20 protein-coding genes and 1 riboswitch are annotated in these 21177 nt (G+C 39.1%); of the genes, 16 read left to right on the top strand and 4 right to left on the bottom strand.

The genetic code is table 11. From position 1 onward, the window contains the following. The first annotated feature begins 8 nt into the window (after nucleotides 1–8). The 3 genes from rpoD (at nucleotide 9) to ACYVQZ_RS01090 (ending at nucleotide 3645) form a co-directional block, all read left to right on the top strand. Nucleotides 9–1157, top strand: a complete 1149-nt coding sequence (gene rpoD / locus ACYVQZ_RS01100; RefSeq protein WP_461239557.1) for an RNA polymerase sigma factor RpoD — start codon at nucleotides 9–11, stop codon at nucleotides 1155–1157. A gap of 300 nt (nucleotides 1158–1457) precedes the next feature. Beyond that, on the top strand, nucleotides 1458–1829 hold the full coding sequence (locus ACYVQZ_RS01095) for an MORN repeat-containing protein (protein ID WP_461239556.1): 372 nt from the start codon (nucleotides 1458–1460) through the stop codon (nucleotides 1827–1829). Then, the gene (locus ACYVQZ_RS01090) at nucleotides 1819–3645 is read left to right on the top strand and encodes an acyltransferase family protein (RefSeq protein WP_461239555.1); all 1827 of its coding nucleotides are present in this window, start codon (nucleotides 1819–1821) and stop codon (nucleotides 3643–3645) included. Before ACYVQZ_RS01095 ends, ACYVQZ_RS01090 begins: the two co-directional genes overlap by 11 nt. Nucleotides 3646–3736: 91 nt before the next feature. On the opposite strand, the gene ACYVQZ_RS01085 is transcribed toward ACYVQZ_RS01090, so the two are convergent. The 3 genes from ACYVQZ_RS01085 to ACYVQZ_RS01075 all read right to left on the bottom strand — a co-directional run bounded on the left by ACYVQZ_RS01085 (nucleotide 3737) and on the right by ACYVQZ_RS01075 (nucleotide 6392). Next, nucleotides 3737–4165, bottom strand: coding sequence for an Rrf2 family transcriptional regulator (locus ACYVQZ_RS01085; RefSeq protein ID WP_461239554.1), 429 nt, complete (start codon nucleotides 4163–4165; stop codon nucleotides 3737–3739). 54 nt (nucleotides 4166–4219) lie between these two features. Continuing rightward, nucleotides 4220–5074: an NAD(P)H-binding protein gene (locus tag ACYVQZ_RS01080; protein ID WP_461239553.1), complete on the bottom strand. Its 855-nt coding sequence runs from the start codon at nucleotides 5072–5074 to the stop codon at nucleotides 4220–4222. A gap of 160 nt (nucleotides 5075–5234) precedes the next feature. Beyond that, entirely contained in the window at nucleotides 5235–6392 is a 1158-nt protein-coding gene (locus ACYVQZ_RS01075) for a multidrug effflux MFS transporter (protein WP_461239552.1), read from the bottom strand. A 129-nt stretch (nucleotides 6393–6521) separates the two neighbouring features. On the opposite strand from ACYVQZ_RS01075, the gene ACYVQZ_RS01070 reads away from it, so the two are divergent. Genes ACYVQZ_RS01070 through pepT form a run of 3 tightly spaced genes read left to right on the top strand, consistent with a single transcriptional unit; the run spans nucleotide 6522 to nucleotide 9266 of the window. After that, entirely contained in the window at nucleotides 6522–7217 is a 696-nt protein-coding gene (locus tag ACYVQZ_RS01070; RefSeq protein ID WP_461239551.1) for a tRNA (adenine(22)-N(1))-methyltransferase, read from the top strand. Further along, nucleotides 7214–8029, top strand: coding sequence for a Nif3-like dinuclear metal center hexameric protein (locus ACYVQZ_RS01065; RefSeq protein WP_461239550.1), 816 nt, complete (start codon nucleotides 7214–7216; stop codon nucleotides 8027–8029). Before ACYVQZ_RS01070 ends, ACYVQZ_RS01065 begins: the two co-directional genes overlap by 4 nt. 4 nt (nucleotides 8030–8033) lie before the next feature. Next, nucleotides 8034–9266: a peptidase T gene (pepT, locus tag ACYVQZ_RS01060; protein ID WP_461239549.1), complete on the top strand. Its 1233-nt coding sequence runs from the start codon at nucleotides 8034–8036 to the stop codon at nucleotides 9264–9266. A 51-nt stretch (nucleotides 9267–9317) separates the two neighbouring features. On the opposite strand, the gene ACYVQZ_RS01055 is transcribed toward pepT, so the two are convergent. After that, complete coding sequence (locus ACYVQZ_RS01055; RefSeq protein WP_461239548.1) at nucleotides 9318–9503, bottom strand: YjzD family protein; 186 nt, start codon at nucleotides 9501–9503, stop codon at nucleotides 9318–9320. A gap of 278 nt (nucleotides 9504–9781) precedes the next feature. On the opposite strand from ACYVQZ_RS01055, the gene dnaE reads away from it, so the two are divergent. The 10 genes from dnaE (at nucleotide 9782) to ACYVQZ_RS01005 (ending at nucleotide 21112) form a co-directional block, all read left to right on the top strand. Next, the gene (dnaE, locus tag ACYVQZ_RS01050) at nucleotides 9782–13141 is read left to right on the top strand and encodes a DNA polymerase III subunit alpha (RefSeq protein WP_461239547.1); all 3360 of its coding nucleotides are present in this window, start codon (nucleotides 9782–9784) and stop codon (nucleotides 13139–13141) included. A gap of 6 nt (nucleotides 13142–13147) precedes the next feature. Next, the gene (locus ACYVQZ_RS01045; protein WP_461239546.1) at nucleotides 13148–13864 is read left to right on the top strand and encodes a transaldolase family protein; all 717 of its coding nucleotides are present in this window, start codon (nucleotides 13148–13150) and stop codon (nucleotides 13862–13864) included. A 223-nt stretch (nucleotides 13865–14087) separates the two neighbouring features. Then, nucleotides 14088–15842 (top strand): pyruvate kinase, encoded by a 1755-nt coding sequence (gene pyk / locus ACYVQZ_RS01040; protein WP_461239545.1) that lies wholly within the window; start codon nucleotides 14088–14090, stop codon nucleotides 15840–15842. Nucleotides 15843–16019: 177 nt separating this feature from the next. Beyond that, nucleotides 16020–16895 carry a CvfB family protein gene (locus ACYVQZ_RS01035; protein WP_461239544.1) on the top strand — a complete coding sequence of 292 codons (876 nt, stop codon included), beginning with the start codon at nucleotides 16020–16022 and terminating at the stop codon, nucleotides 16893–16895. Between the two features lie 21 nt (nucleotides 16896–16916). Next, entirely contained in the window at nucleotides 16917–17804 is an 888-nt protein-coding gene (gene xerD, locus ACYVQZ_RS01030) for a site-specific tyrosine recombinase XerD (RefSeq protein WP_461239716.1), read from the top strand. A gap of 38 nt (nucleotides 17805–17842) precedes the next feature. After that, a complete protein-coding gene (locus ACYVQZ_RS01025; protein ID WP_461239543.1) occupies nucleotides 17843–18205 on the top strand; it encodes a reductase in 363 nt (120 codons plus the stop codon). Further along, entirely contained in the window at nucleotides 18195–18992 is a 798-nt protein-coding gene (locus tag ACYVQZ_RS01020; RefSeq protein WP_461239542.1) for a segregation and condensation protein A, read from the top strand. The genes ACYVQZ_RS01025 and ACYVQZ_RS01020 overlap by 11 nt, the downstream gene beginning before the upstream one ends. Next, nucleotides 18970–19581 carry an SMC-Scp complex subunit ScpB gene (gene scpB / locus ACYVQZ_RS01015; RefSeq protein ID WP_461239541.1) on the top strand — a complete coding sequence of 204 codons (612 nt, stop codon included), beginning with the start codon at nucleotides 18970–18972 and terminating at the stop codon, nucleotides 19579–19581. Before ACYVQZ_RS01020 ends, scpB begins: the two co-directional genes overlap by 23 nt. Then, a complete protein-coding gene (locus tag ACYVQZ_RS01010; protein ID WP_461239540.1) occupies nucleotides 19553–20263 on the top strand; it encodes a pseudouridine synthase in 711 nt (236 codons plus the stop codon). The genes scpB and ACYVQZ_RS01010 overlap by 29 nt, the downstream gene beginning before the upstream one ends. Nucleotides 20264–20328: 65 nt before the next feature. After that, a riboswitch (FMN riboswitch) is annotated at nucleotides 20329–20450 on the top strand. Between the two features lie 95 nt (nucleotides 20451–20545). After that, the gene (locus ACYVQZ_RS01005) at nucleotides 20546–21112 is read left to right on the top strand and encodes an ECF transporter S component (protein ID WP_461239539.1); all 567 of its coding nucleotides are present in this window, start codon (nucleotides 20546–20548) and stop codon (nucleotides 21110–21112) included. Nucleotides 21113–21177: the final 65 nt, after the last annotated feature.

Genomic DNA, 21177 nt, shown 5'->3' with positions numbered 1-21177 from the left:
ACAAATTTATGGCAGATCAAGAAAAAAACAAAAAAGTCGTTGAACAACAAGCAAGTGCCAAAATTGATCAAAAAAAGATGGAAAAAGCTGTCCAAAAGTTGATCAAGGATTACAAGAACAAAAAAGAGATTCAATACGATGAACTGACTGATCGCATTGCGACACCATTTGAATTGGAAGCTCCCGCCATGGATAAGTTAATTCAATTGGTTGAAGACGCTGGAATTAGTGTGGTGGATGAAAATGGTGAACCAGATCCCCGTGCATTAAAGAGCGCCCAACGTGTTTCCAAAAAAGAATTAGATGATACTTCAGCACCCGCTGGCGTTAAAATTAATGACCCTGTCCGGATGTATTTGAAAGAAATCGGACGCGTTAACTTGTTAACAGCAGATGAAGAAGTACAACTAGCGTTGCGAATTGAACAAGGCGACGAAAGTGCTAAGCAAGAATTAGCTGAAGCCAACTTACGATTGGTGGTATCAATTGCCAAACGATATGTCGGTCGGGGGATGCAATTCCTTGATTTAATCCAAGAAGGTAATATGGGGTTGATGAAGGCCGTCGAAAAGTTTGATTACCGTAAAGGGTTTAAATTTTCAACCTATGCCACTTGGTGGATTCGTCAGGCGATTACACGTGCAATTGCTGACCAAGCTAGAACAATTCGAATTCCCGTGCATATGGTGGAAACCATTAATAAGTTGATCCGTATTCAACGTCAACTACTTCAAGATTTAGGTCGCGAACCGACGCCTGAAGAAATTGGTGCTGAAATGGATATGCCAACTGAAAAAGTTCGTGAGATTTTAAAAATTGCTCAAGAACCTGTTTCATTGGAAACCCCAATTGGTGAAGAAGATGATTCTCACTTAGGTGATTTTATTGAGGACCAAGATGCCACTAGTCCAGCAGACCATGCTGCCTACGAATTGCTTAAAGAACAATTGGAAAGTGTGTTAGACACATTAACAGACCGCGAAGAAAATGTGTTACGTCTGCGCTTTGGTTTGGATGATGGCCGAACTCGCACACTTGAAGAAGTGGGGAAAGTCTTTGGTGTGACGCGTGAACGAATTCGACAAATTGAGGCTAAGGCGTTGCGCAAGCTTCGTCATCCATCACGTTCAAAACAGCTTAAAGATTTCTTGGAATAACAGATAGATAAAAATAACAACCGTTACTAATAATGGTTGTTATTTTTTTGTAAACACAAAAAAATTTTTAAGGCCTTAACTGCGTGGTTGGTGTGGTGTCATAAATATGGATTCACATGACGACAAATAATGAAGGTGATTTTTTAAATATATTAAGATATTTGTAAATAGATTCTGATAAGCTATATTCATTGATCTATTATTTTAGTATAATTAATAGGTGATTTTCTGGGAGGAAATAAAAATGAAAAATTGCGTCTTTTTGAAGAAAACGGCTTTGCGAAACGGGGACTATTAACAATGAAACGTAGCATCATAGAAATCTTAGTTGTGCTATGTTTAATTGCTGCTGGCGTTTTTAGCATGATTAATCTGTCATCTCATCAGGCTCATTATGTATTAGATCATCAGCGAATTAATTATACAGGGCGCATTTTTAAAAATAAATTTAACGGCCAAGGCAAGTTATCTTTTGCTAACCACGACCAATATGTTGGTAATTTTAAAGATGGGCAATTTAATGGAAAAGGTAGTTTTGTTTCGCACAAAAAGTGGACATATAAAGGAACATTTCGTGCAGGCTTACCGCATGGTAAAGGGACGCTAACGACTGCTGATCACCATGTCTATCATGGCGTATTTAAAAAAGGAGCGTTAGAACATGCGAATTAAATGGTTTAGTTTAATTAGAATTGCCGGATTGTGTTCTGTTTTAACGTATCATTTTTTTGCGAATATGTATCCAGGTGGCTTTATTGGCGTCGACATATTTTTTACTTTTTCTGGTTTTTTGATTACGGCTTTGATGATTGATGAGTTTTCCAAAACAAATGGTTTTGGCTTAATTGCTTTTTATCGTCGCCGATTCTACCGAATTGTACCGCCATTGATTATGTCAATATTAATTGTCACACCACTGACTTATCTGGTAAACCCAGATTATATTGTCGGACTAGGCAAACAAATTGCTGCCGCTGCAGGCTTTGTGACGAATTATTTTGAAATTGCAACTGGTGGAAGTTACGAAAGTAAATTCATTCCTCATTTGTTTGTTCATACTTGGTCATTAGCTGTGGAAATGCATTTTTATATTATTTGGGGATTACTTGCAGCTATCTGTGCGCACGTCGTTAGTCGTCGTGGTTACTTCACGGCTAAAGCGACACAAGTTTTTCGTAAATGTATTGGTATTCTTTCCTTTATTGTTGCAGTTACCAGTGCCACTTTGATGGCATTGAATAGTGCAGGATTAACTGATTTTTCTAAAGTCTATTTTTCAAGTGTCACGCATAGTTTCCCATTTTTTATTGGCGCAATATTGGCGAGCCTGACGGGCATTAAAACAACTACTTATAGATATGAACGGATTTCAAGAAGTGCAAACAGGATTGTCACAATTTTGTTCTTAGTGGTTGATCTGGGCATCTTATTTTATTTGGGGCGAACACTTCAATTTTCATTACGTTCAACGTATATTTGGGGAATTTTGGTTGCTAGTTTATGCTCGACAATTGGAATATTTTTGACGCGTATTTTGCATGATGTCACACCGAATATCGATGAACCTAAGTGGATAACATTTATTGCAGATACGAGTTACAGTATGTATCTGTACCATTGGCCGCTCTTCGTTATTTTTTCAAAATTGATGAGTGTCCCATATGCAACATTATTGACTGTTGTGATTGGACTACCATTATCAGCAACTTCTTATTATGTGATTGAACCGTTGATTGCTGGAAAACGCCCCAACTTCATGGGCACCAGATTTTTGACCGGTATTAAAGTATGTATTGCCTTAATTGCAATTGAATTGATCGGTATTGCTGGATATACAGTTCATATTGCACCCAAATTGACGAGTCTTGAGCAACGTCTTTGGATTAGCGGTTTATATCAATCTGCAGATCAAATTAAAACATCTAAAGACGTTATTCTGGCAGCTGTTAAGAATGGCGGTAGTAATATCGGTGCGATTCCAAAAGGGGTTTCAATTGTGGGCGACAGCGTGACATTGGGTACCCGTTCTTATTTGAGTCAGCATGTGCCCGACAGTACTGTTGATGCTGCAGGGGAACGGACAATGGATTTGGCATATAATGTTGTGATGACTGCGCAAAAAAATAATGTTTTGCGCAGGAATGTGGTGATATGCATTGGGACCAATGCATTGGATGGCACCCAGGATCAACTTGATAAATTAATTTCCGATCTTGCTCCGGGTCATCGGTTGATTTTAATGACACCATATGATCAACGTGCAGATCCAAGCTGGAATTCTTCAAAATTAGCTGACTATGAAAGGACGCTACCGGCTAAACATAAATTTATCACAATTGCAGACTGGCAAAGAGAAGCTGCTAAACATCCAGATGTGTTTGCTGGAACTGATGGTGTCCATTTTGGTGGTCGTCATAGCGGCGATGTGATTTATGCTCAGACTGTGAATGACGCACTTGTGAGAGCCAAAAACACACCAGTCAAGTAGCTTATTATGAAGTTTTGAAGATACTAATCTGTAATACAAAAAGGACTAACGCCTCATATCTTGAGGTGTTGGTCCTTTATTCTTAACTGCATTATTTGGTTTGGTCGCGAACCAAAATATCATCAATCAAACTTTGTAAACTAATAGCTGCCATTTGTTTTTGAGCGGCTTCTTGCACTTGTTGATAAGCCTGATTTAAAGTTGCCTGGATATTACCACCAACGATGCATTGCATGTTGGTTTTATCGTCTACATGAAGGAGTTGAGGGTCATCTTCAATCGCTAAATAGATATCTAATAAGGAAATGTCATTGGCCGATCGTGCAAGCTTAGGATCAATTTTTCCGGGGCTAGTTTTTAATAAACCAGCTTGAACCAGCAAAGACATTAAGCGCCGAATTAAACTGGGATTGGAATCAACACTGGCTGCAATGGCACTACTAGATAGATCAGTATCAGGAAGGATATCAATATAGGCTAAGATGTGGACTGCATCACTTAATTTGTGTGAATATTTCATAGCACTCACTCATTTCTTTAGATTAACAAGTCTATGATAACGTAACTAACACAATTATTTAACTAGTTTTTGGAGTGCATCTGTTAGAGATGGTAATTGATGGCCCAATACATCGGTTAAATCAGTTGATTCCTCAGCTAAGTCACCAATTTTGATGAGCTGTTGAATGCCACTGATAATATCAATCGTTGCTGAATCGAGACCAGCTTGATTGAGTTGGCCACGGTAGGTACTGTCACTGACGCTTTGGATAGCAAAAGATTGATTAGTTACTTTTTGGAGAGCGACAGCTAAATCTGCGTAGGTTCTTGATGGGCCTGCAAATTCGTAAATAGTTTTAGGGTTATCTAATAGTAAAACTTTTGCGGCTGCTTGAGCATAATCTTGTTCTAGTGCCCAGCCAACATGACCATCACCAGCTGAATAAACAAACGGCTGACCAGCTTGTGCGCTTTTGATATAAGACATTTCATTTTCTAGATACCAATTATTACGTAGAAAACTTGCGGGTATTTGAGTTTCTTTAATTAAAGCTTCTGTTGCTTTGTGGTCACTGGCAAGTGGTGCCTTGGCACGATCTGCATGTGGGAAACTGGTATAGGCGATAAACTTAACATTTGCTGATTTAGCCGCATTTACAACATTTCGGTGTTGCTCTAAGCGAGGCACTTCTGCGCCAGGTTGTGAAGAAATAAATAACAAGCGATCAACGCCAGCTAACGATTGTACTAATTGTTCAGGTTCTTCGTAACTAGCAGGGAGAATCTCAACGCCCTCTGGGAGAACTTCTTTTGCTTTAGCAGTGTTCCGTGCTAAGGCAATAATGTCAGAATTATCAATTTTTGAGCTGAGTAACTGAATAGCACTTTGTCCGAATTTACCGGTTGCGCCTGTGATTGCATATTTCATAATAAACGAATCTCCTTTTTTTATTAACAAGTTATTTTAAAAGTAACATGTTACAAATAAAAAAACAAGTATTTTATTTTGATGAAATTATTTTTACCCCAAAACAAAACCAGAAATTCAAATGAACTGAATTTCTGGTTTTGTTAAGTGTGCAAAGAGATTAGTTGCGCAGGAGATAGTAACTAACTAATGCTAATAGTTGAAAAGCAATAATCACACCAATCATTGGGGCTGCTGAACTGGTACCAAATAGCCCGACAATTGGAGAACTGAGACCACCCATGATATTACCGCACAATCCTAAAATAGCAGAAGCACTGCCTGCGTTTGTGCCAGGTGCTTGCATTGCTAGAGCGGTCGTGATTGCTGATAAACAACCAAAACTAGCAATAATAATGAAAATTCCTAAAATCGTGAGGAGATTAATATTAATGGTTTGTGTATTGACTAAAATCAGTACGGCGATTAGAAGTGGAATAATTAACGATGTGGTTAAAATTTGCCGATTAGTAAAACGATCGACTAGTCGTCCGGCTAAATAACTCATCAAGGCAATTCCACTACCGTTAATGGCGTAGAGCAGACTAAACATTTGCGTTGAGAGATGAAAAACCTGTTGATAGACAAACGAGGAACCTGCAATATATGAAAATAGAACACCACTACCAAATCCTAAAATTAAAGTCGGCTGCAAAAAAGATTTACTGAAATAGGCGCGCCGATTTGTCGGTAATGCTTCAACTGTCACCATTTTTGTTTCTGGTAAGATAATGATAGTACCGAGTAACAAAAGCAGACCAATCACTGTCAGACAGCCAAAAATCATTTGCCATTCAAAAAAAGTTAAAATTCCCGCGCCAATAATAGGCGAAATTACGGGAAAAATGCCATTGATTGCCATTAAAGTGGCATAAAACTGTGTTAATTTGCGTCCACTAAATAGATCTTTGGCAATTGCACGGGATAAGACTTGACCAGCGGAGCCGGCTAAACCTTGAATAAAACGAATACCCAAAAATAACCAAATATTATGGACAAACATCAAAATTGCAGAAGTAATTGTAAATACCAATAAGCCGATAATTAAGGGGTTTCGGCGACCAATACGATCGCTAAGTGGTCCAATAACCAATTGGCCCAGTGCCAGACCAATTAAGCAAGTGCTAATACTTAATTGCACTAATGAGGTATTGGTTGATAAAGCATGTTGAATCGCAGGTAAGGCTGGTAAATACATATCCAATGATAACGGCCCAAAAGCACTGAGTGTTCCTAATAATAAAGTTAATGTCCATTTTACTTTGGGCTGATTTTGCATAATGGTCGCTCCTAGAATAAATTAATGTTTCTATCATAACTTATTTGACGGGTATTTAGCTAGTTTTCCTTTTGCCAAACTTGCTTTATACTAATATTAAATGATTTTTACACGAGAGAGAGGAACAACATGGATGCACATCATTTATCAGATCGACTGGCGACGGTGGCAGCCTATGTCCCGTTTGGCGCCCGTTTAGCAGATATCGGGTCTGATCATGCTTATTTACCAGTTAACCTAGTTTTAACTAAACAAATAAAATATGCCGTGGCGGGGGAAGTTGTCCGTGGACCATACGAAAATGCCCAACATGAGATCGAACAAGCACAGGTTAAAGAACAAGTTATGCCACGACTAGCTGACGGGTTAGCAGCAATAAACACTGAAGATCAAATCGATACTGTGACGATTGCTGGAATGGGTGGTGCACTAATCACCCATATTTTATCGACTGGAGAAACTAGTTTAGTAGGTATTAAACAGCTCATTTTGCAACCAAATGTGGGTGAGATGCTCGTGAGAACCTGGCTAATGGAACATCACTTTAAAATTGACGCAGAACGAATTGTAAAGGAAGACGATCACATCTATGAGGTTATAGTGGCAAAACGCATTAAAGGTAGTGTGCATTATTCAGAAAGAGAGCTTAAATTTGGTCCATTCTTGTTGCAAGCAAAAACATCAATCTTTATTGAAAAATGGAAACTGGCTTTGCAACGACTTGAGCATTCTTTAGCAGAAATGAAAAAGGCCCAGCAAATGCCGGCTAGTAAGATACAAGATTTTGAGAAGCAAATTAGTGAAATTAAGGAGATGATTGCATGATTGCACAAGATTTAATTGATCAATTTGAATTATTTGCATCACCCAAGATTGCGTGGGAACACGATCCAGTTGGATTACAACTTGGTGATCCAAATCGAGAAGTGAAAACGGTGATGACTACGCTAGATGTTCGCCCTGAAGTGGTAGATGAGGCAATTGAACAAAAAGTTGATTTTATTTTTGCTCATCATCCAATGATTTTTCATCCAGCCAAAAATTTGAACTTAACAGATCCACAAAATGCGATGTATGCACAATTAATTAAACATAATATAGTTGTCTATGGTGCTCATACGAACCTGGATAATGCCAATGGTGGCATGAATGACTGGCTAGCTGAACAATTAGGCATAACACAAGTTCAACCTTTATTAGATGGTGGTAGTGATCCCGTGAGCGGTGAACGTTATGGCATGGGGCGAATTGGTCAATTGGATCAGGCATTTACCCCACATGAATTTGCCAATTATTGTCGAGAACGGTTCGGTGTCACAGGTGTTCGACTGATTGATGATGGCAACAAAAAAGAGATAAGCAAGGTAGCTATTTTAGGCGGCGCTGGTGGCGAATTTTATTTAGATGCACTTAAACAAGGAGCAGATGCTTATGTTACGGGAGATGTATCGTATCACGTGGGTCATGATATGATTGCCCATCACCTAACTGTTGTCGACCCAGGTCATCATATTGAACAAATTTGTAAACCTAAACTGCGTGCATTATTTCAAGAATGGAACGTCAGGTTTAACTGGGGCATCCAAGTGAGTGAATCACAACTTAACACAGATCCATTTGAATTTATAACGAGGTGACGTTATGTCAAAGTATCCACAACTTTTACCACGATTTTTAAAATATGTTAAACAGGAAACACGTTCAGATGAAACATCTCAAACGATTCCTTCGAGTCCGTTAGAAACTAAATTTGCGCAAAATTTGTGTGATGAACTTCAAAATCTAGGGCTCACGAACGTGCGAATTCATGAAAAAAATGGCTATGTTTTGGCAACTCTTCCCAGTAACTTAGCATTTGATGTACCGAAGATTGGCTTGATTGCCCATATTGATACAGCCGACTTTAATGCTCATAATGTTAATCCACAAATTATCGAAAATTACGATGGTCAGAGTGAAATTCAATTAAATGAAACATTTAAACTAACCAGGGATGAATTTCCAGCGTTAGAAAACTATAGAGGACAGACGTTAATTACCACTGATGGAACTACATTGTTGGGTGCAGATGATAAAGCAGGTGTTGCCGAAATCATAACGATGGTGCAGTATCTACTAGCTCACCCAGAAATCAAACATGGAACCATCCAGATTGGCTTTGGACCAGACGAAGAAATCGGGACGGGGGCAGATCATTTTGATGTAGCAGATTTTGATGCTGATTTTGCCTATACAGTCGATGGTGGACCACTTGGCGAACTAGAGTATGAAACTTTTAATGCAGCGCAGGCGCGTATTGAAATTCAAGGTAAGGAAGTTCATACGGCTACTGCAAAGGGCGTTATGGTTAATGCCTTACAACTGGCAATCGATCTGCATAATCAATTGCCAGAACATGACCGTCCTGAATTAACTGAGGGTCGTGAAGGGTTTTACCACTTGGACAAATTGACAGGTAATGTTGATCACGCAACGATGAATTATATTATTCGTGATCATGATCGCCAGCAGTTTGAGTATCGGAAGCAAACAATCGCCAAAATTTTGGCAATGCTAAATGATCAGTTTGCGACACCCAGAATTGAACTGACATTAACTGATCAATACTACAATATGAAAGAAGTTATTGAGAATCATTTTGAGGTTGTGACATTGGCAAAACAGGCCATGGAGGCACTCGGCATTAAACCTGATATATATCCCGTTAGGGGCGGAACGGATGGTTCAAAAATTTCATTTATGGGGCTACCAACCCCTAATTTATTTGCTGGTGGAGAAAATATGCATTCACGATTTGAATTTGTGTCACTGCAAGTGATGGAACAGGCTGTCGATGTCTTATTGAAAATTAGTGAATTAAATAGTCAGCAATAAAAAACGACCGTGAAAGTGGGACTTTCACGGTCGTTTTTTTGTTTAAGTTGATTAATTCGCTTTTTTACTAATTGCAGTAATCGCATTAACTGCGATGAATGCAGTAACCATAGCGACAATACCCATCTGCGTTGGGTCAGCAGTTGCGCCTTGAAGTTGACCACCAATGTAACCTAATACTTCACCAAGTAAAAAGGCCCAAAACAAGACAACAATATTTTTAATTAGCCATTGCATTTCATTCACCTCACGTTTTACAGACTCAAGTGTATCACATTTTCTAGAAGAGTGGTTAAAATAATTCTGCAAAAACATTTAAAATGATTGGTATAGATTAATTGATAAAATTGGTAAATTTGTAAATATTCCATAAAATCCTTGACAATTAAAGCAATAAACTTCAGTATTGAATTTGGTATAACAAATCTAATCTGATTGGTATACCTTTTTAATAATTTTAAAAATGAAGAGATGGAGGCGGTTTTTGGTATAATCATTTTGAGAGGATGATTGCGATGAATTTTGTGTCTTTGCAGGTATTAAGTACCTATAGTCTATTGCAAAGTACAACTACCATAACCGAACTAGTACAAGAGGCCAAGCAACGTGGGTATCAGTCACTGGCATTGACGGATATGAATGTGTTATATGGCGCAGTTGATTTTTATAATGCTGCAACAAAAGCAGGAATTCATCCAATTATTGGATTAACGTTAGAAACTGCTGGATTAACTAGCGATACTACTTTTCCAATTGTATTGCTAGCAAAAGATCAGCAAGGTTACCAGAACCTAATGCGGTTATCAACGGCCTATCAAACAAAGCAACCTAATACATCACTTGATCTCACCAGCTTATTATCGCTATTACCTCATCTATTTGTGATATTACCAGCGAACGGTGAATTTATGACACTGCTGAAAAATGGGCAGCAGGCTGATGCTATCAAGTATATTCAACTACTAAAAAAGGCCTGTGATGCTGACAGCCTACTTATTGCCATTAATACGCAGCTGGATACAATTTTACGCGCAACATTAGTTGATTTTAGTGAGCAACAAGCAATTAAGTTGGTGGCAATGAATCGAGTTGGTTATTTAAACAGCGAGGATCATTTTGCATTAGAGGTCTTACGGTCGATTGATCGGGGTGACAAATTCAATCACCCATTAGCATTGGCTGACCAAAAAGGAACCCATTGGTTAAAACCAATGCAAGAAGTCATGACCGATTATGAAAAAGTGCAGTTGGACGAAGCTGTTTTTCAAACACAGTGGGTGAGTGATCATTGCAATGTGCAATTTGAATTTAAAGCACCAGTCTTGCCTCATTTTGTTAATGATCAGAACTTATCATCAGCACAATATTTGAAACAGTTATGCATTGATGGACTTCGCCACAAACAAATGGCGCCGAACGTGGCATTGACCGCATATCAACAACGGTTAAAAACGGAGTTAAACACCATTCATGAAATGGGCTTTGACGATTATTTTTTGATTATTGCTGATGTGATGCAGTTTGCCCATCAAGCGAAGATTACCACCGGACCTGGACGAGGATCTGCTGCTGGGTCATTAGTGGCTTACGCACTGTCAATTACGGATGTCGATCCCTTAAGGTATCAATTGTTGTTTGAACGCTTTTTAAATCCACAAAGAGCCCAAATGCCTGATATTGATTTGGATATTCCAGATAATCGTCGTGAAGAAGTGTTGCAATATGTGCACAATAAATATGGTCATGATCGAGTAGCGCAAATTATTACGTTTGGGACCTTAGCGGCTAAACAAGTTATTCGTGATGTTGGTCGAGTGTTTGGCCTAACAACCACTGCCCAGGCAGCTTGGAGTAAAGCAATTCCAAATCAATTGCATATTTCATTACAACAGGCCTACCAAGATTCGCAGCGGTTGCAAAATATGGTGAAAGATAATCAGACCAATCAATTACTGTTTCAAACAGCTTTAAGATTGGAAGGGCTTCCAAGACATTATTCGACACATGCTGCGGGAATAGTCTTGTCTGACCAGCCGCTGGATCAAATTGTGCCACTACAGGATGGTAGCGATGGATTGTTAATGACGCAGTTTCCTAAGGATACTGTTGAGGCACTAGGGTTGTTAAAGATGGATTTCTTAGGGCTTCGTAATCTAACGATTATGGATCGCACGCTGAAGTTAATTCATCAAAAAGGTCAACAGTTTGATATTAAACAAATCAATTTGGAAGACCCGCAAACGCTTGGCTTATTTCAAGCAGGTGACACAAATGGTGTGTTTCAGTTTGAATCGAGTGGAATTAAAAATGTGTTGCGCAATCTGCATCCAGATAATTTCGAATTGATTGTGGCGGTTAACGCACTGTATCGTCCGGGACCTATGGAAAATATTGATCAATTTATCAAACGAAAAAATGGTCAAGAACCCATTGAATATCCAGATAGCTCATTAGAACCCATTTTAAAACCAACCTATGGAATATTGGTTTATCAAGAACAGGTCATGCAAGTTGCTTCACAAATGGCCGGTTTCTCATTAGGCGAAGCCGATTTATTACGGCGCGCAATGAGTAAAAAGAAAACAGCAACGATGGAAAAGATGCGGTCAAAATTTGTGACAGGTGCTGAGCAAAATGGCTACGCTCATCAGGTTGCTGAGCAAGTGTTTGATTATATCGATCGTTTTGCAAATTACGGGTTTAATCGCTCGCATGCGGTGGCTTATTCTAAAATGGCGTTTGAAATGGCTTATTTAAAAGTTCACTTTCCGGAGTGCTTTTTTCCATCATTGCTTAATTCGGTGACTAATAATCCAGCTAAAATTAAGATTTACTTAGTGGAAGCCAAACAACATGGTGTACAAGTGGTCGGACCACAAATTAACCACAGTCAGGCGCAGTTCGTAACGGTGGATCAGCAAATTATCTTTGGCTTTAGTAGCATTAAAGGGTTGCGTCGCGATTTTGTGCAAGAAATTTTGCAGGAGCGTGAAGCCAATGGTTCATTTAAAAATCTTACCAATTTTATACAACGAATTGATGTCAAATGGCGCAAGCCTGATTATCTGGAACCTTTGATTTATACCGGAGCTTTTGATGGCTTAGGTTATAATCGTGCTGAATTAATTGAAGCATTACCTAAGTTATTAGATAGTATCGAACTCACCGGTGCATCGCTTAGTTTATTTGAAGAACTGGCGCCAACGATTGAACCACGTTCGGAATTTTCACTTGAACAACGCTTGTCGTTTGAAGAACAATATTTGGGTGCCTACTTATCAGGTCATCCAGTTAGTCAATATCAGCTGTTGGCTGACAGACAGCAAGTTAGTCAAATTGCAACACTGCAAGCAAATCAGACCGTGACAATTTTATTATTTGTAAACCATGTGAAAACGATTCGTACCAAACGCGGTGATCAAATGGCGTTTGTCTCTGGTAGTGATCAAACTTCAGCCATTGATGTGACTGTTTTTCCAAATTTGTATAAGCAGGTAGCTGAGTTACTTGTTAAAAACAAAGTCCTATTGATTAATGGTCAAGTAGAAACAAATCGAGGCTTGCAGGTGGTTGCCAAAAAGATTGTTGACGCCAAAGTGGCGTCACAAAAAATTCAGCGACCAGCAAAACAACGCTGGGTATTAAGAATTGACGAGCATCATCAGCAAAACGAGGTTGATCAGCGATTACGAAACTTTTTAAAACAACATTCAGGTCAAGTGCCAGTTGTTTTATTTTATCCAACTACTGATCAAAAGATTATGTTAGAAAAAGAATTTTGGCTGAGTGATGATCAAACATTAAAGCATCAATTAGCAACAATTATTGGCTCTCAAAATGTAGTATTACAAAAACTTCCCCTACGAAAGGATTGACAGACAATGGAACCTAAATTTGATATTGAAGTATATTCAGACGGAGCAATTATTGACGACATGCGTGAGGTCGCTAAACACGATTATGTGACGGGCTTTACTACTAACCCATCGTTAATGAAAAAAGCGGGCATCACTAACTATATGGCATTTGCCAAACAAGTTTTAAGTGAATTCCCAGGCTACAGCATTTCTTTTGAGGTGTTCGGTCATGATAAAGATACAATGTTAAAAGAAGCCAAGACCATTTCCGCCTTAAGCCCAGATGTTTTTGTTAAAATTCCAGTCTTATTAGCAAATGGTGATAGTAATGCTGATTTAATTCATGAACTATCTCATGCTGGTGTGAAAGTAAACGTGACAGCAATTGCCACAATTGACCAAGTGAAAGAAGCATTGGCTGCAGTTGACGACAATACCGACTCAATCATTTCAATTTTTGTGGGCCGAGTTGCTGATGCTGGTAACGATTCAGAAAGTTTTGTTACTGAAAGTGTTAAATTGACCAATGCCCATCCAAAAGCCAAATTGTTGTGGGCTTCAACGCGTGAAGTTTATAATGTTTATCAGGCGCAAGCGGCAGGAGTAGATATCATTACTGTGCCACCAACGATTTTAGCTAAACTAGCAAAAGTGGGCAAAAGTCCACTGCAAGTTTCCCTTGATACCGTTAAGGGATTCGATAAGGATATAACTGAATTAGGATTTAGTATTTTAGATTAATTTCAACTTATTATTAAAATTAATTTTTAATTAATAAAAATAGTTAAATAAAAGCGACTTCATTGGGGCAAAGGATCGTCAAAAAGGCTCTATGAAGCCGCTTTCATTTATAAAAAAAGAAAAAATCAGCAGACAATAATTTTTAAAAGTGTTAGAATGTTTCCTGTATGAAAAAGGGAATTTCCCGAACTATTCAGATTACGCTAAAGGAGAGATTTTACTTATGAAAAAAACCAAGATTGTAAGTACACTTGGTCCCGCTAGTACTGACGTGGATACAATTGTTAAATTGATTAATGCTGGAGCAAACATTTTTCGTTTTAACTTTTCTCATGGCGACCATGAAGAACATTTAGGTCGGATGACAAACGTCCACAAAGCGGAAGAAATTACTGGTAAAACCGTTGGTATCATGCTTGATACAAAGGGCGCTGAAATCAGAACCACAGTTCAAAAAGAAGGTAAAATTGAATATAATATTGGCGATCAAGTTCGCATCTCAATGGATGACTCTATTGAAGGAACAAAAGAAAAAATCGCTGTGACATATCCTGGTTTGTTTGACGATGTTCACGAAGGTGGCCACGTCTTATTTGATGATGGTTTAATTGACATGTTAATTGACCAAAAGGATGAAGCCAAAAAAGAATTAGTATGTACCGTTCAAAATCATGGACTACTTGGCTCACGTAAAGGGGTCAATGCACCAGGTGTTTCAATTAATCTTCCAGGGATTACTGAAAAAGATGCTAGTGATATTCGTTTTGGTTTAGATAACGAAATTAACTTTATTGCAGCTTCATTTGTGCGTAAACCTCAAGACGTGATGGATATTCGTGAATTACTTGAAGAAAAGCATATGGAACATGTTCAAATCTTTCCCAAGATTGAATCTCAAGAAGGTATCGACAACTTTGATGAAATTTTAAAAGTTTCCGATGGTTTGATGGTTGCTCGTGGTGACATGGGTGTCGAAATTCCGGCAGAAAATGTACCGTTGGTGCAAAAATCATTGATTAGAAAATGTAACTTGATTGGCAAGCCAGTGATCACTGCTACTCAAATGTTAGATTCAATGCAAGAAAACCCACGTCCAACCCGTGCTGAAGCTTCAGACGTTGCCAATGCCGTCTTTGATGGTACAGATGCAACGATGCTTTCTGGTGAAAGTGCCAACGGTGACTATCCAGTTGAAGCCGTTGCCACAATGAATCGCATTGACATGAAGTCAGAAGATCGTCTTGAAGATTTTGGTACTGAAACATTTGATTTCAATACTTCAGACGTCACTGAATCAATTGGTTCAGCTGTTGCTCGTACAGCCAAGGCTTTAGGCATTCACACAATTGTTGCGGCCACTAATTCTGGTTACACAGCTCGTATGATTTCTAAGTATCGTCCTAATGCTGACATTCTGGCATTAACTTTTGATGAACGAACACAACGTGGATTAATGATTAACTGGGGCGTTCAACCATATATTGTTGACAAGCCATCAAACACAGATGATATGTTTGATTTAGCAGCACAACAAGCTGTCGAATTAGGCTTTGCTAAAGAAGGCGAACAAATCATTATTACTGCTGGTGTTCCAGTTGGCGAACGCGGTACAACTAACTTGATGCGTGTTCAATTAATTGGTTCAAAGCTTGTTCAAGGCCAAGGTGTGGGGGATCAATCTGTTGTCGGTAACGCCGTCGTTGTTGATTCAGCTAGCGATGCAATTGCCAATGTCACTGAAGGCAGTGTCCTAGTGGCTAAGACAACCGATAAAGACTTTTTACCAGCCATTGAAAAAGCTAGTGCGCTAGTCGTTGAAAATGGCGGTTTAACGTCACACGCCGCTGTTGTGGGCATTTCAATGGGTATTCCAGTTGTTGTAGGCGCTAAAGAGGCTACGACTAAAATTGGTAATGGCCAACAAGTAACAGTTGATGCTCGCAATGGTTCTGTTTACAAAGGCTCAGCAAACGTTTAAAAAATAATTGAAAAAATTATCTGAATTAAGAAGGGAGACCGTGACGATTCGCCACAGTCTCCCTTTTACATAGTATTGTCTAAAATGAAAATTAGCTTTTTCATTCACCGCACAATCTTTGCAAAACCAAGGTAGACGTGTAAAATGATTGTCAGTAAAGAAAATGAGGAATATAAAATGAATGACATATTAGGTCGCGTGATAACCGCCGTAATGACGGATGAAAACGAAAAGTATTACTTTGTCCAACATGATAAAAATGGACAAACGTTTCAATTGGCCAAAACTGATTACCAAGAAACACTGCATATTGGTGGCCAGGTAAAAGGGTTTGCCTATGAGAATGAAGATCATCAGTTACAACTCACCACTAAAATTCCGACTATTTCAGTGGATCATTATGATTATGGGACTGTAGTGGCCGTTCGTCGTGATTTAGGCGTGTTCGTAGATATTGGGTTACCGAATAAAGATATTGTCGTTTCCATTGATGACTTACCGACGCTAAAGGAACTATGGCCTCAAAAAGGTGATCGATTATTAATTAGTTTGACGGTCGATCATAAAGATCGGCTATGGGGGATCCTCGCCGACGAAGGTATTTATGATGCAATTAGCAATCGTGCAGATGCTAGTTTTAAAAATCGAGACATGTTTGCGACGGTTTATCGGCTAAAGATGGCGGGCACACTCGTCTTAACGGATACCTATGAGTTAGGCTTTATCCATCCAAGTGAACGCGATCAAGAACCACGACTGGGTGAACATGTTAAGGTTCGGGTGATTGGTATTTCTGATTACGGAATTTTAAATCTATCCATGAAACCACGTGCCTATGAAGCTATTGGTGAAGATGCACAAATGTTATTAGCAATGTTAGAGCACAGTCAAAATGGTGAATTACCTTACACGGATAAAACAGATCCCGACACGATTCGTGAAATTTTCGGGATCAGTAAAGGACAGTTCAAACGGGCCATTGGTCATTTGTTAAAGCAGCGACTCGTTAAACAAGAAGATGGCAAGTTGATCTTGTTAGCAAGTCAAGATTAGGCAGGGGATGTGAATCATTTGATTCAAGATCAAATTAATGATTATTTACATTATCTAAAAGTCGAACGTGGTCTAGTTAATAATACGATCGTTAGCTATCGGCAGGACCTGCTGGCTTTTGCTGCTTATTTGGCGCAGCAAAAAATCACTGACCTACAAGCTGTTGACCGATATGTTATTTTAAATTATTTAGCAAGTTTACAAGACGCCAATAAGGCAAAAACGTCTATTAGTCATGTTGTTTCGACTTTGCGACGTTTTTTTGCGTATCTGGTGGACATGGACCAAATCAGCAATGATCCAATGCTCCATGTTGATCCTCCTAAAACGGGACATCATTTACCGCAGGTGTTAACAAAAAATGAAGTTGAAACATTATTGCACGCACCAGATTTACAAAAAACATTAGGGGTTCGTGATCGCGCTATTTTAGAAGTGATGTATGCAACAGGACTACGGGTGAGCGAACTGGTTAACTTGACGCTTGATGAATTGCACTTAGAAATGGGCTTGATTCAACCTTTAGGAAAAGGGGACAAGGAGCGGATTATTCCGATCGGTGATGTGGCGGTCAAGTGGTTAACACGCTATCTTCAAGAAGTTAGACCCAAACTATTGAAACAACAGCATAGTCCCTATGTTTTTTTAAATGCTCATGGCCGTCATCTGAGTCGCCAAGGTATTTGGAAGAATTTGAAACAGTATGTGCAGGCTGCAGGCATTACCAAAAACGTGACCCCGCATACGTTGCGCCACTCTTTTGCCACTCACATTTTAGAAAATGGCGCCGATTTAAGAGTTGTTCAAGAATTACTTGGGCATTCCGATATTTCAACGACGCAGATCTACACCCATATTTCACAAAAGCGGTTGACTGAGGTTTATCAGAAATATCATCCGCGAGCATGATATAATACAAAGGTAACTAAATTGGAGGACACAAAGTAGTGCTGATTAAGTACAGAGATGACTATGAAAAAATTACGATGGGACTTTTGTCATTTGTCCCAGAGTTAAAAAATATCAAACGCCTAAAAGCTGAAATGAATTGGTACACCTCTGGCGAAGACCGGGCTCTATACCTATGGCGTAGTGAAGATGAACACTTTACTGGCGTCGTCTGTATTGAAACTGGTGAACACTATATTTTAGTGCAACGCTTGTCGTTTACACCGGCTGAAAGAACAGGTCGCAATATTTTTGCCTTGTTGTCCGCAATTTCTAATTTAGCACCGACCAAAAAAATGATGGGCACGTTGGCCACGCAGCCACTGATTACGAACTGGGGGCGCACTCATTATGGCAAATAATGAAGATTTTACACTTGTATCGCAGCCTAAAATTAAAGTCAGTGATTTTGAGGGGCCACTGGATTTATTACTCCATTTGATCAGAAGTTCTGAAATGGATATTTATGATATTCAAATTAGTGCCATCACGGAACAATATTTAGCCTATCTTCATCAGATGCAAGATCACCAATTAGAAGTGGCTGGTGATTATCTGGTGATGGCGGCCACATTAATGGCCATTAAAAGTAAATTGTTGTTGCCGACTGATGATGAGCCACTGGAGCTGGATGATCAGCAAGAAGAACCTGTTGATCCAAGACAAGAGCTAGTTGATCAGTTATTGGAATATCAACGCTATAAAAAAGCGGCGGTTGAATTAAAACAAAAAGAACATGATCGTCAGCAAGAATTTACCCGGCAAGCGGCCAGCATTCCAGCCGGTGTAACGGGTAGCAAATTAGCGCCAGGTTTAACACTGGAACAATTACAACAGGCATTTAGTAAAGTTTTGAAACGCCAGCAATACAATACGGTGGTTAATCAGACAGTTCAAAGCGAACAAGTCAGCATTGCAGAAAAGATCAAACAAGTGTTTATGACGGTGAAACACGGACCGGTATTGTTTGAGGAGTTATTTACGGGTCAGATTTTACTAGATGACCTCGTCACTACGTTTTTGGCGGTGTTAGAGTTAGCAAAACACCAAGCAATCGTTGTCGCTCAGTCGACATTATTTGGTGATTTAACCCTTGATTCTGGTCCCCAAAGTGAGGAATATGCGCATGACCAATTTGGAACAGATTGAAAGTTTATTATTTATTAGTGGCGATGAAGGTATTTCATTGACCGACCTAGAAAATATTACTGGTTTTATGCGGCCAGCCATTACATTAATGTTGGAAAACTTAGCGTCCAAGTATGAAGCAGATGCAGATAGTGCTCTGATTTTATTGAATAGTGATTCAACGTATCGGCTAGCAACTAAAAAAGAGTTGGCATCCTTAATTAAACGTTATTTCGAAGTGCCATTAACCACACCATTATCACCGGCACTGTTGGAAGTTTTGGCAATAATTGCCTATCGTCAACCAATTACGCGCATTGAAATTGATGATATTCGTGGGGTACAAAGTTCGGCTTCGATCCAAAAATTAATTTTGCGAAATTTAATCGAGGAAAAAGGACGCCTAGATGCACCGGGAAGACCGTTTTTGTATGCTACAAGTAACTATTTCTTAGACTATTTTGGCTTGACTGCCTTAGACCAATTGCCACCATTGAGTGAACAATCAGAAATCGATCCACAAGAATTATCGGGAGATTTATTCTTACAAGCTTTTGAAAATCGGAAAAATGGAGAACATAATGGAACGACTACAGAAAATAATGGCTGAAGCCGGTGTTGCGTCCCGACGAGCCTCAGAAAAATTAATTGAAAGTGGCCACGTCAAGGTTAATGGCGAAGTCATTACGCAACTCGGCACAAAAGTGAGTCGCACTGACGAAATTGAAGTTGACGGAGTGCCACTTGAAAAACAGCGTCTTGAATATTATTTATTAAATAAACCACGTGGGGTTATTTCGAGCGCGCATGATGAAAAAGGCCGAAAAACGGTCGTTGATGTGTTAGCTCCAGAAGTGACAACCCGTGTTTATCCAGTAGGACGCTTAGATTATGATACGACCGGTGCCCTACTGTTAACTAACGATGGTGAATTGGCCAATCAGATGACGCATCCTAAATTTGAAGTGGAAAAAAGCTACATTGCTAAAATTAAAGGAATTCCTAATAATGACGAATTGAAGCAATTGCGATTGGGTGTCATGATTGACGGTCATAAAACGAAACCAGCGAAAACAAAGTTGTTAGAAGTAGATCGTCAAAAAAAGACAGCCATTGTCAGAATTGTGATTCATGAAGGTCGCAATCATCAAGTTAAAAATATGTTTCAAAAAATTGGTCACGACGTGCTGAAATTGCACCGAGAAAGTGATGGTATTTTAAACGTGCAAGGCTTGCAACCAGGCAAATGGCGTCGGTTGAAACAAGAAGAAATCAAACGACTAAAGGATTAAAAACAAATCTTTGACACAACTTAATTCCGTGATATACTTACATTGTGCTAGTAAAAAATAAATAGGTTCGTCTTCAGGGCAGGGTGTAATTCCCGACCGGCGGTGATAGCCCGCGACCTGCATTTAGCAGTTGAATCTGGTGGAATTCCAGGTGCCGACAGTAAAGTCTGGTATAAAGAAGATTTTTGGCTGATAAATTGCAACCGTAAATCTTTTTGATTTGCGGTTTTTTTATTGGTCTGCTTCATCATTTGAAGATGGCCTTCACGCGGAGGTAGTAAAATGAAAGTAGCTAGTATTCGTACCACAGTTGGTGTTGCTCTTTTGGGTGCCATTTCGTTTCTGTTGATGTTTATCGAGTTTCCGGTGATTCCAATCGCACCATTTTTGAAGATTGATTTTTCGGATGTCCCGGTTCTCATTGGTCTGTTAGTTTATGGACCACTGGGCGCAACGGTGATCACGGCTTTGAAATGTTTAATTCATGCAATGGCCTATGGCATGTCGTTACCAGAATTGATTGGTGTCTTTAGTAGCTTTTTAGCTTCAATGACATTAATTTTGCCATTTTGGTTAGTGATGAAACAACATCATTTAACGCTCAAAAAACGGTATGTGCTGGGAATTGTGCTCGCCACCATTTCAATGACTGTTGTGATGTCATTGACTAACTGGTTAGTTGTTTTGCCATTATACATGCAAGTCTTGGGCATGAAACTTAGCATTGCTTTACCAAAATTAGTTTTGTTTGCAGTTGTGCCATTCAACTTGATCAAAGGTGTTTTAGTGGGGACGGTCTTTGCCCTAATTGCTAACCGGCTGCAACACTGGCTCAATCATCAAATTTAAATCAAAATTTATTCAGAAGTCTGGTAATTTACCAGGCTTTTCTTTATGCTTAATGTTAATGAAGT

This window comes from Paucilactobacillus salsurae (genome assembly GCF_054784995.1).
The sequence above is the reverse complement of the archived record's forward strand: the minus strand, read 5'-3'. Positions and strand labels throughout refer to the sequence as shown.

Excerpts from the sequence above, each read along its gene's own strand:
- ACYVQZ_RS01020 (WP_461239542.1), top strand. The coding sequence starts at position 18,195 with ATGGCAAATAATGAAGATTTTACACTTGTATCGCAGCCTAAAATTAAA.
- pepT (WP_461239549.1), top strand. The coding sequence starts at position 8,034 with ATGTCAAAGTATCCACAACTTTTACCACGATTTTTAAAATATGTTAAA.
- ACYVQZ_RS01065 (WP_461239550.1), top strand. The coding sequence starts at position 7,214 with ATGATTGCACAAGATTTAATTGATCAATTTGAATTATTTGCATCACCC.
- ACYVQZ_RS01035 (WP_461239544.1), top strand. The coding sequence starts at position 16,020 with ATGAATGACATATTAGGTCGCGTGATAACCGCCGTAATGACGGATGAA.
- pyk (WP_461239545.1), top strand. The coding sequence starts at position 14,088 with ATGAAAAAAACCAAGATTGTAAGTACACTTGGTCCCGCTAGTACTGAC.
- scpB (WP_461239541.1), top strand. The coding sequence starts at position 18,970 with ATGACCAATTTGGAACAGATTGAAAGTTTATTATTTATTAGTGGCGAT.
- ACYVQZ_RS01045 (WP_461239546.1), top strand. The coding sequence starts at position 13,148 with ATGGAACCTAAATTTGATATTGAAGTATATTCAGACGGAGCAATTATT.
- ACYVQZ_RS01070 (WP_461239551.1), top strand. The coding sequence starts at position 6,522 with ATGGATGCACATCATTTATCAGATCGACTGGCGACGGTGGCAGCCTAT.
- ACYVQZ_RS01095 (WP_461239556.1), top strand. The coding sequence starts at position 1,458 with ATGAAACGTAGCATCATAGAAATCTTAGTTGTGCTATGTTTAATTGCT.
- ACYVQZ_RS01010 (WP_461239540.1), top strand. The coding sequence starts at position 19,553 with ATGGAACGACTACAGAAAATAATGGCTGAAGCCGGTGTTGCGTCCCGA.
- ACYVQZ_RS01055 (WP_461239548.1), bottom strand. The coding sequence starts at position 9,503 with ATGCAATGGCTAATTAAAAATATTGTTGTCTTGTTTTGGGCCTTTTTA.
- rpoD (WP_461239557.1), top strand. The coding sequence starts at position 9 with ATGGCAGATCAAGAAAAAAACAAAAAAGTCGTTGAACAACAAGCAAGT.
- ACYVQZ_RS01090 (WP_461239555.1), top strand. The coding sequence starts at position 1,819 with ATGCGAATTAAATGGTTTAGTTTAATTAGAATTGCCGGATTGTGTTCT.
- dnaE (WP_461239547.1), top strand. The coding sequence starts at position 9,782 with ATGAATTTTGTGTCTTTGCAGGTATTAAGTACCTATAGTCTATTGCAA.
- ACYVQZ_RS01080 (WP_461239553.1), bottom strand. The coding sequence starts at position 5,074 with ATGAAATATGCAATCACAGGCGCAACCGGTAAATTCGGACAAAGTGCT.
- ACYVQZ_RS01075 (WP_461239552.1), bottom strand. The coding sequence starts at position 6,392 with ATGCAAAATCAGCCCAAAGTAAAATGGACATTAACTTTATTATTAGGA.
- ACYVQZ_RS01085 (WP_461239554.1), bottom strand. The coding sequence starts at position 4,165 with ATGAAATATTCACACAAATTAAGTGATGCAGTCCACATCTTAGCCTAT.
- ACYVQZ_RS01005 (WP_461239539.1), top strand. The coding sequence starts at position 20,546 with ATGAAAGTAGCTAGTATTCGTACCACAGTTGGTGTTGCTCTTTTGGGT.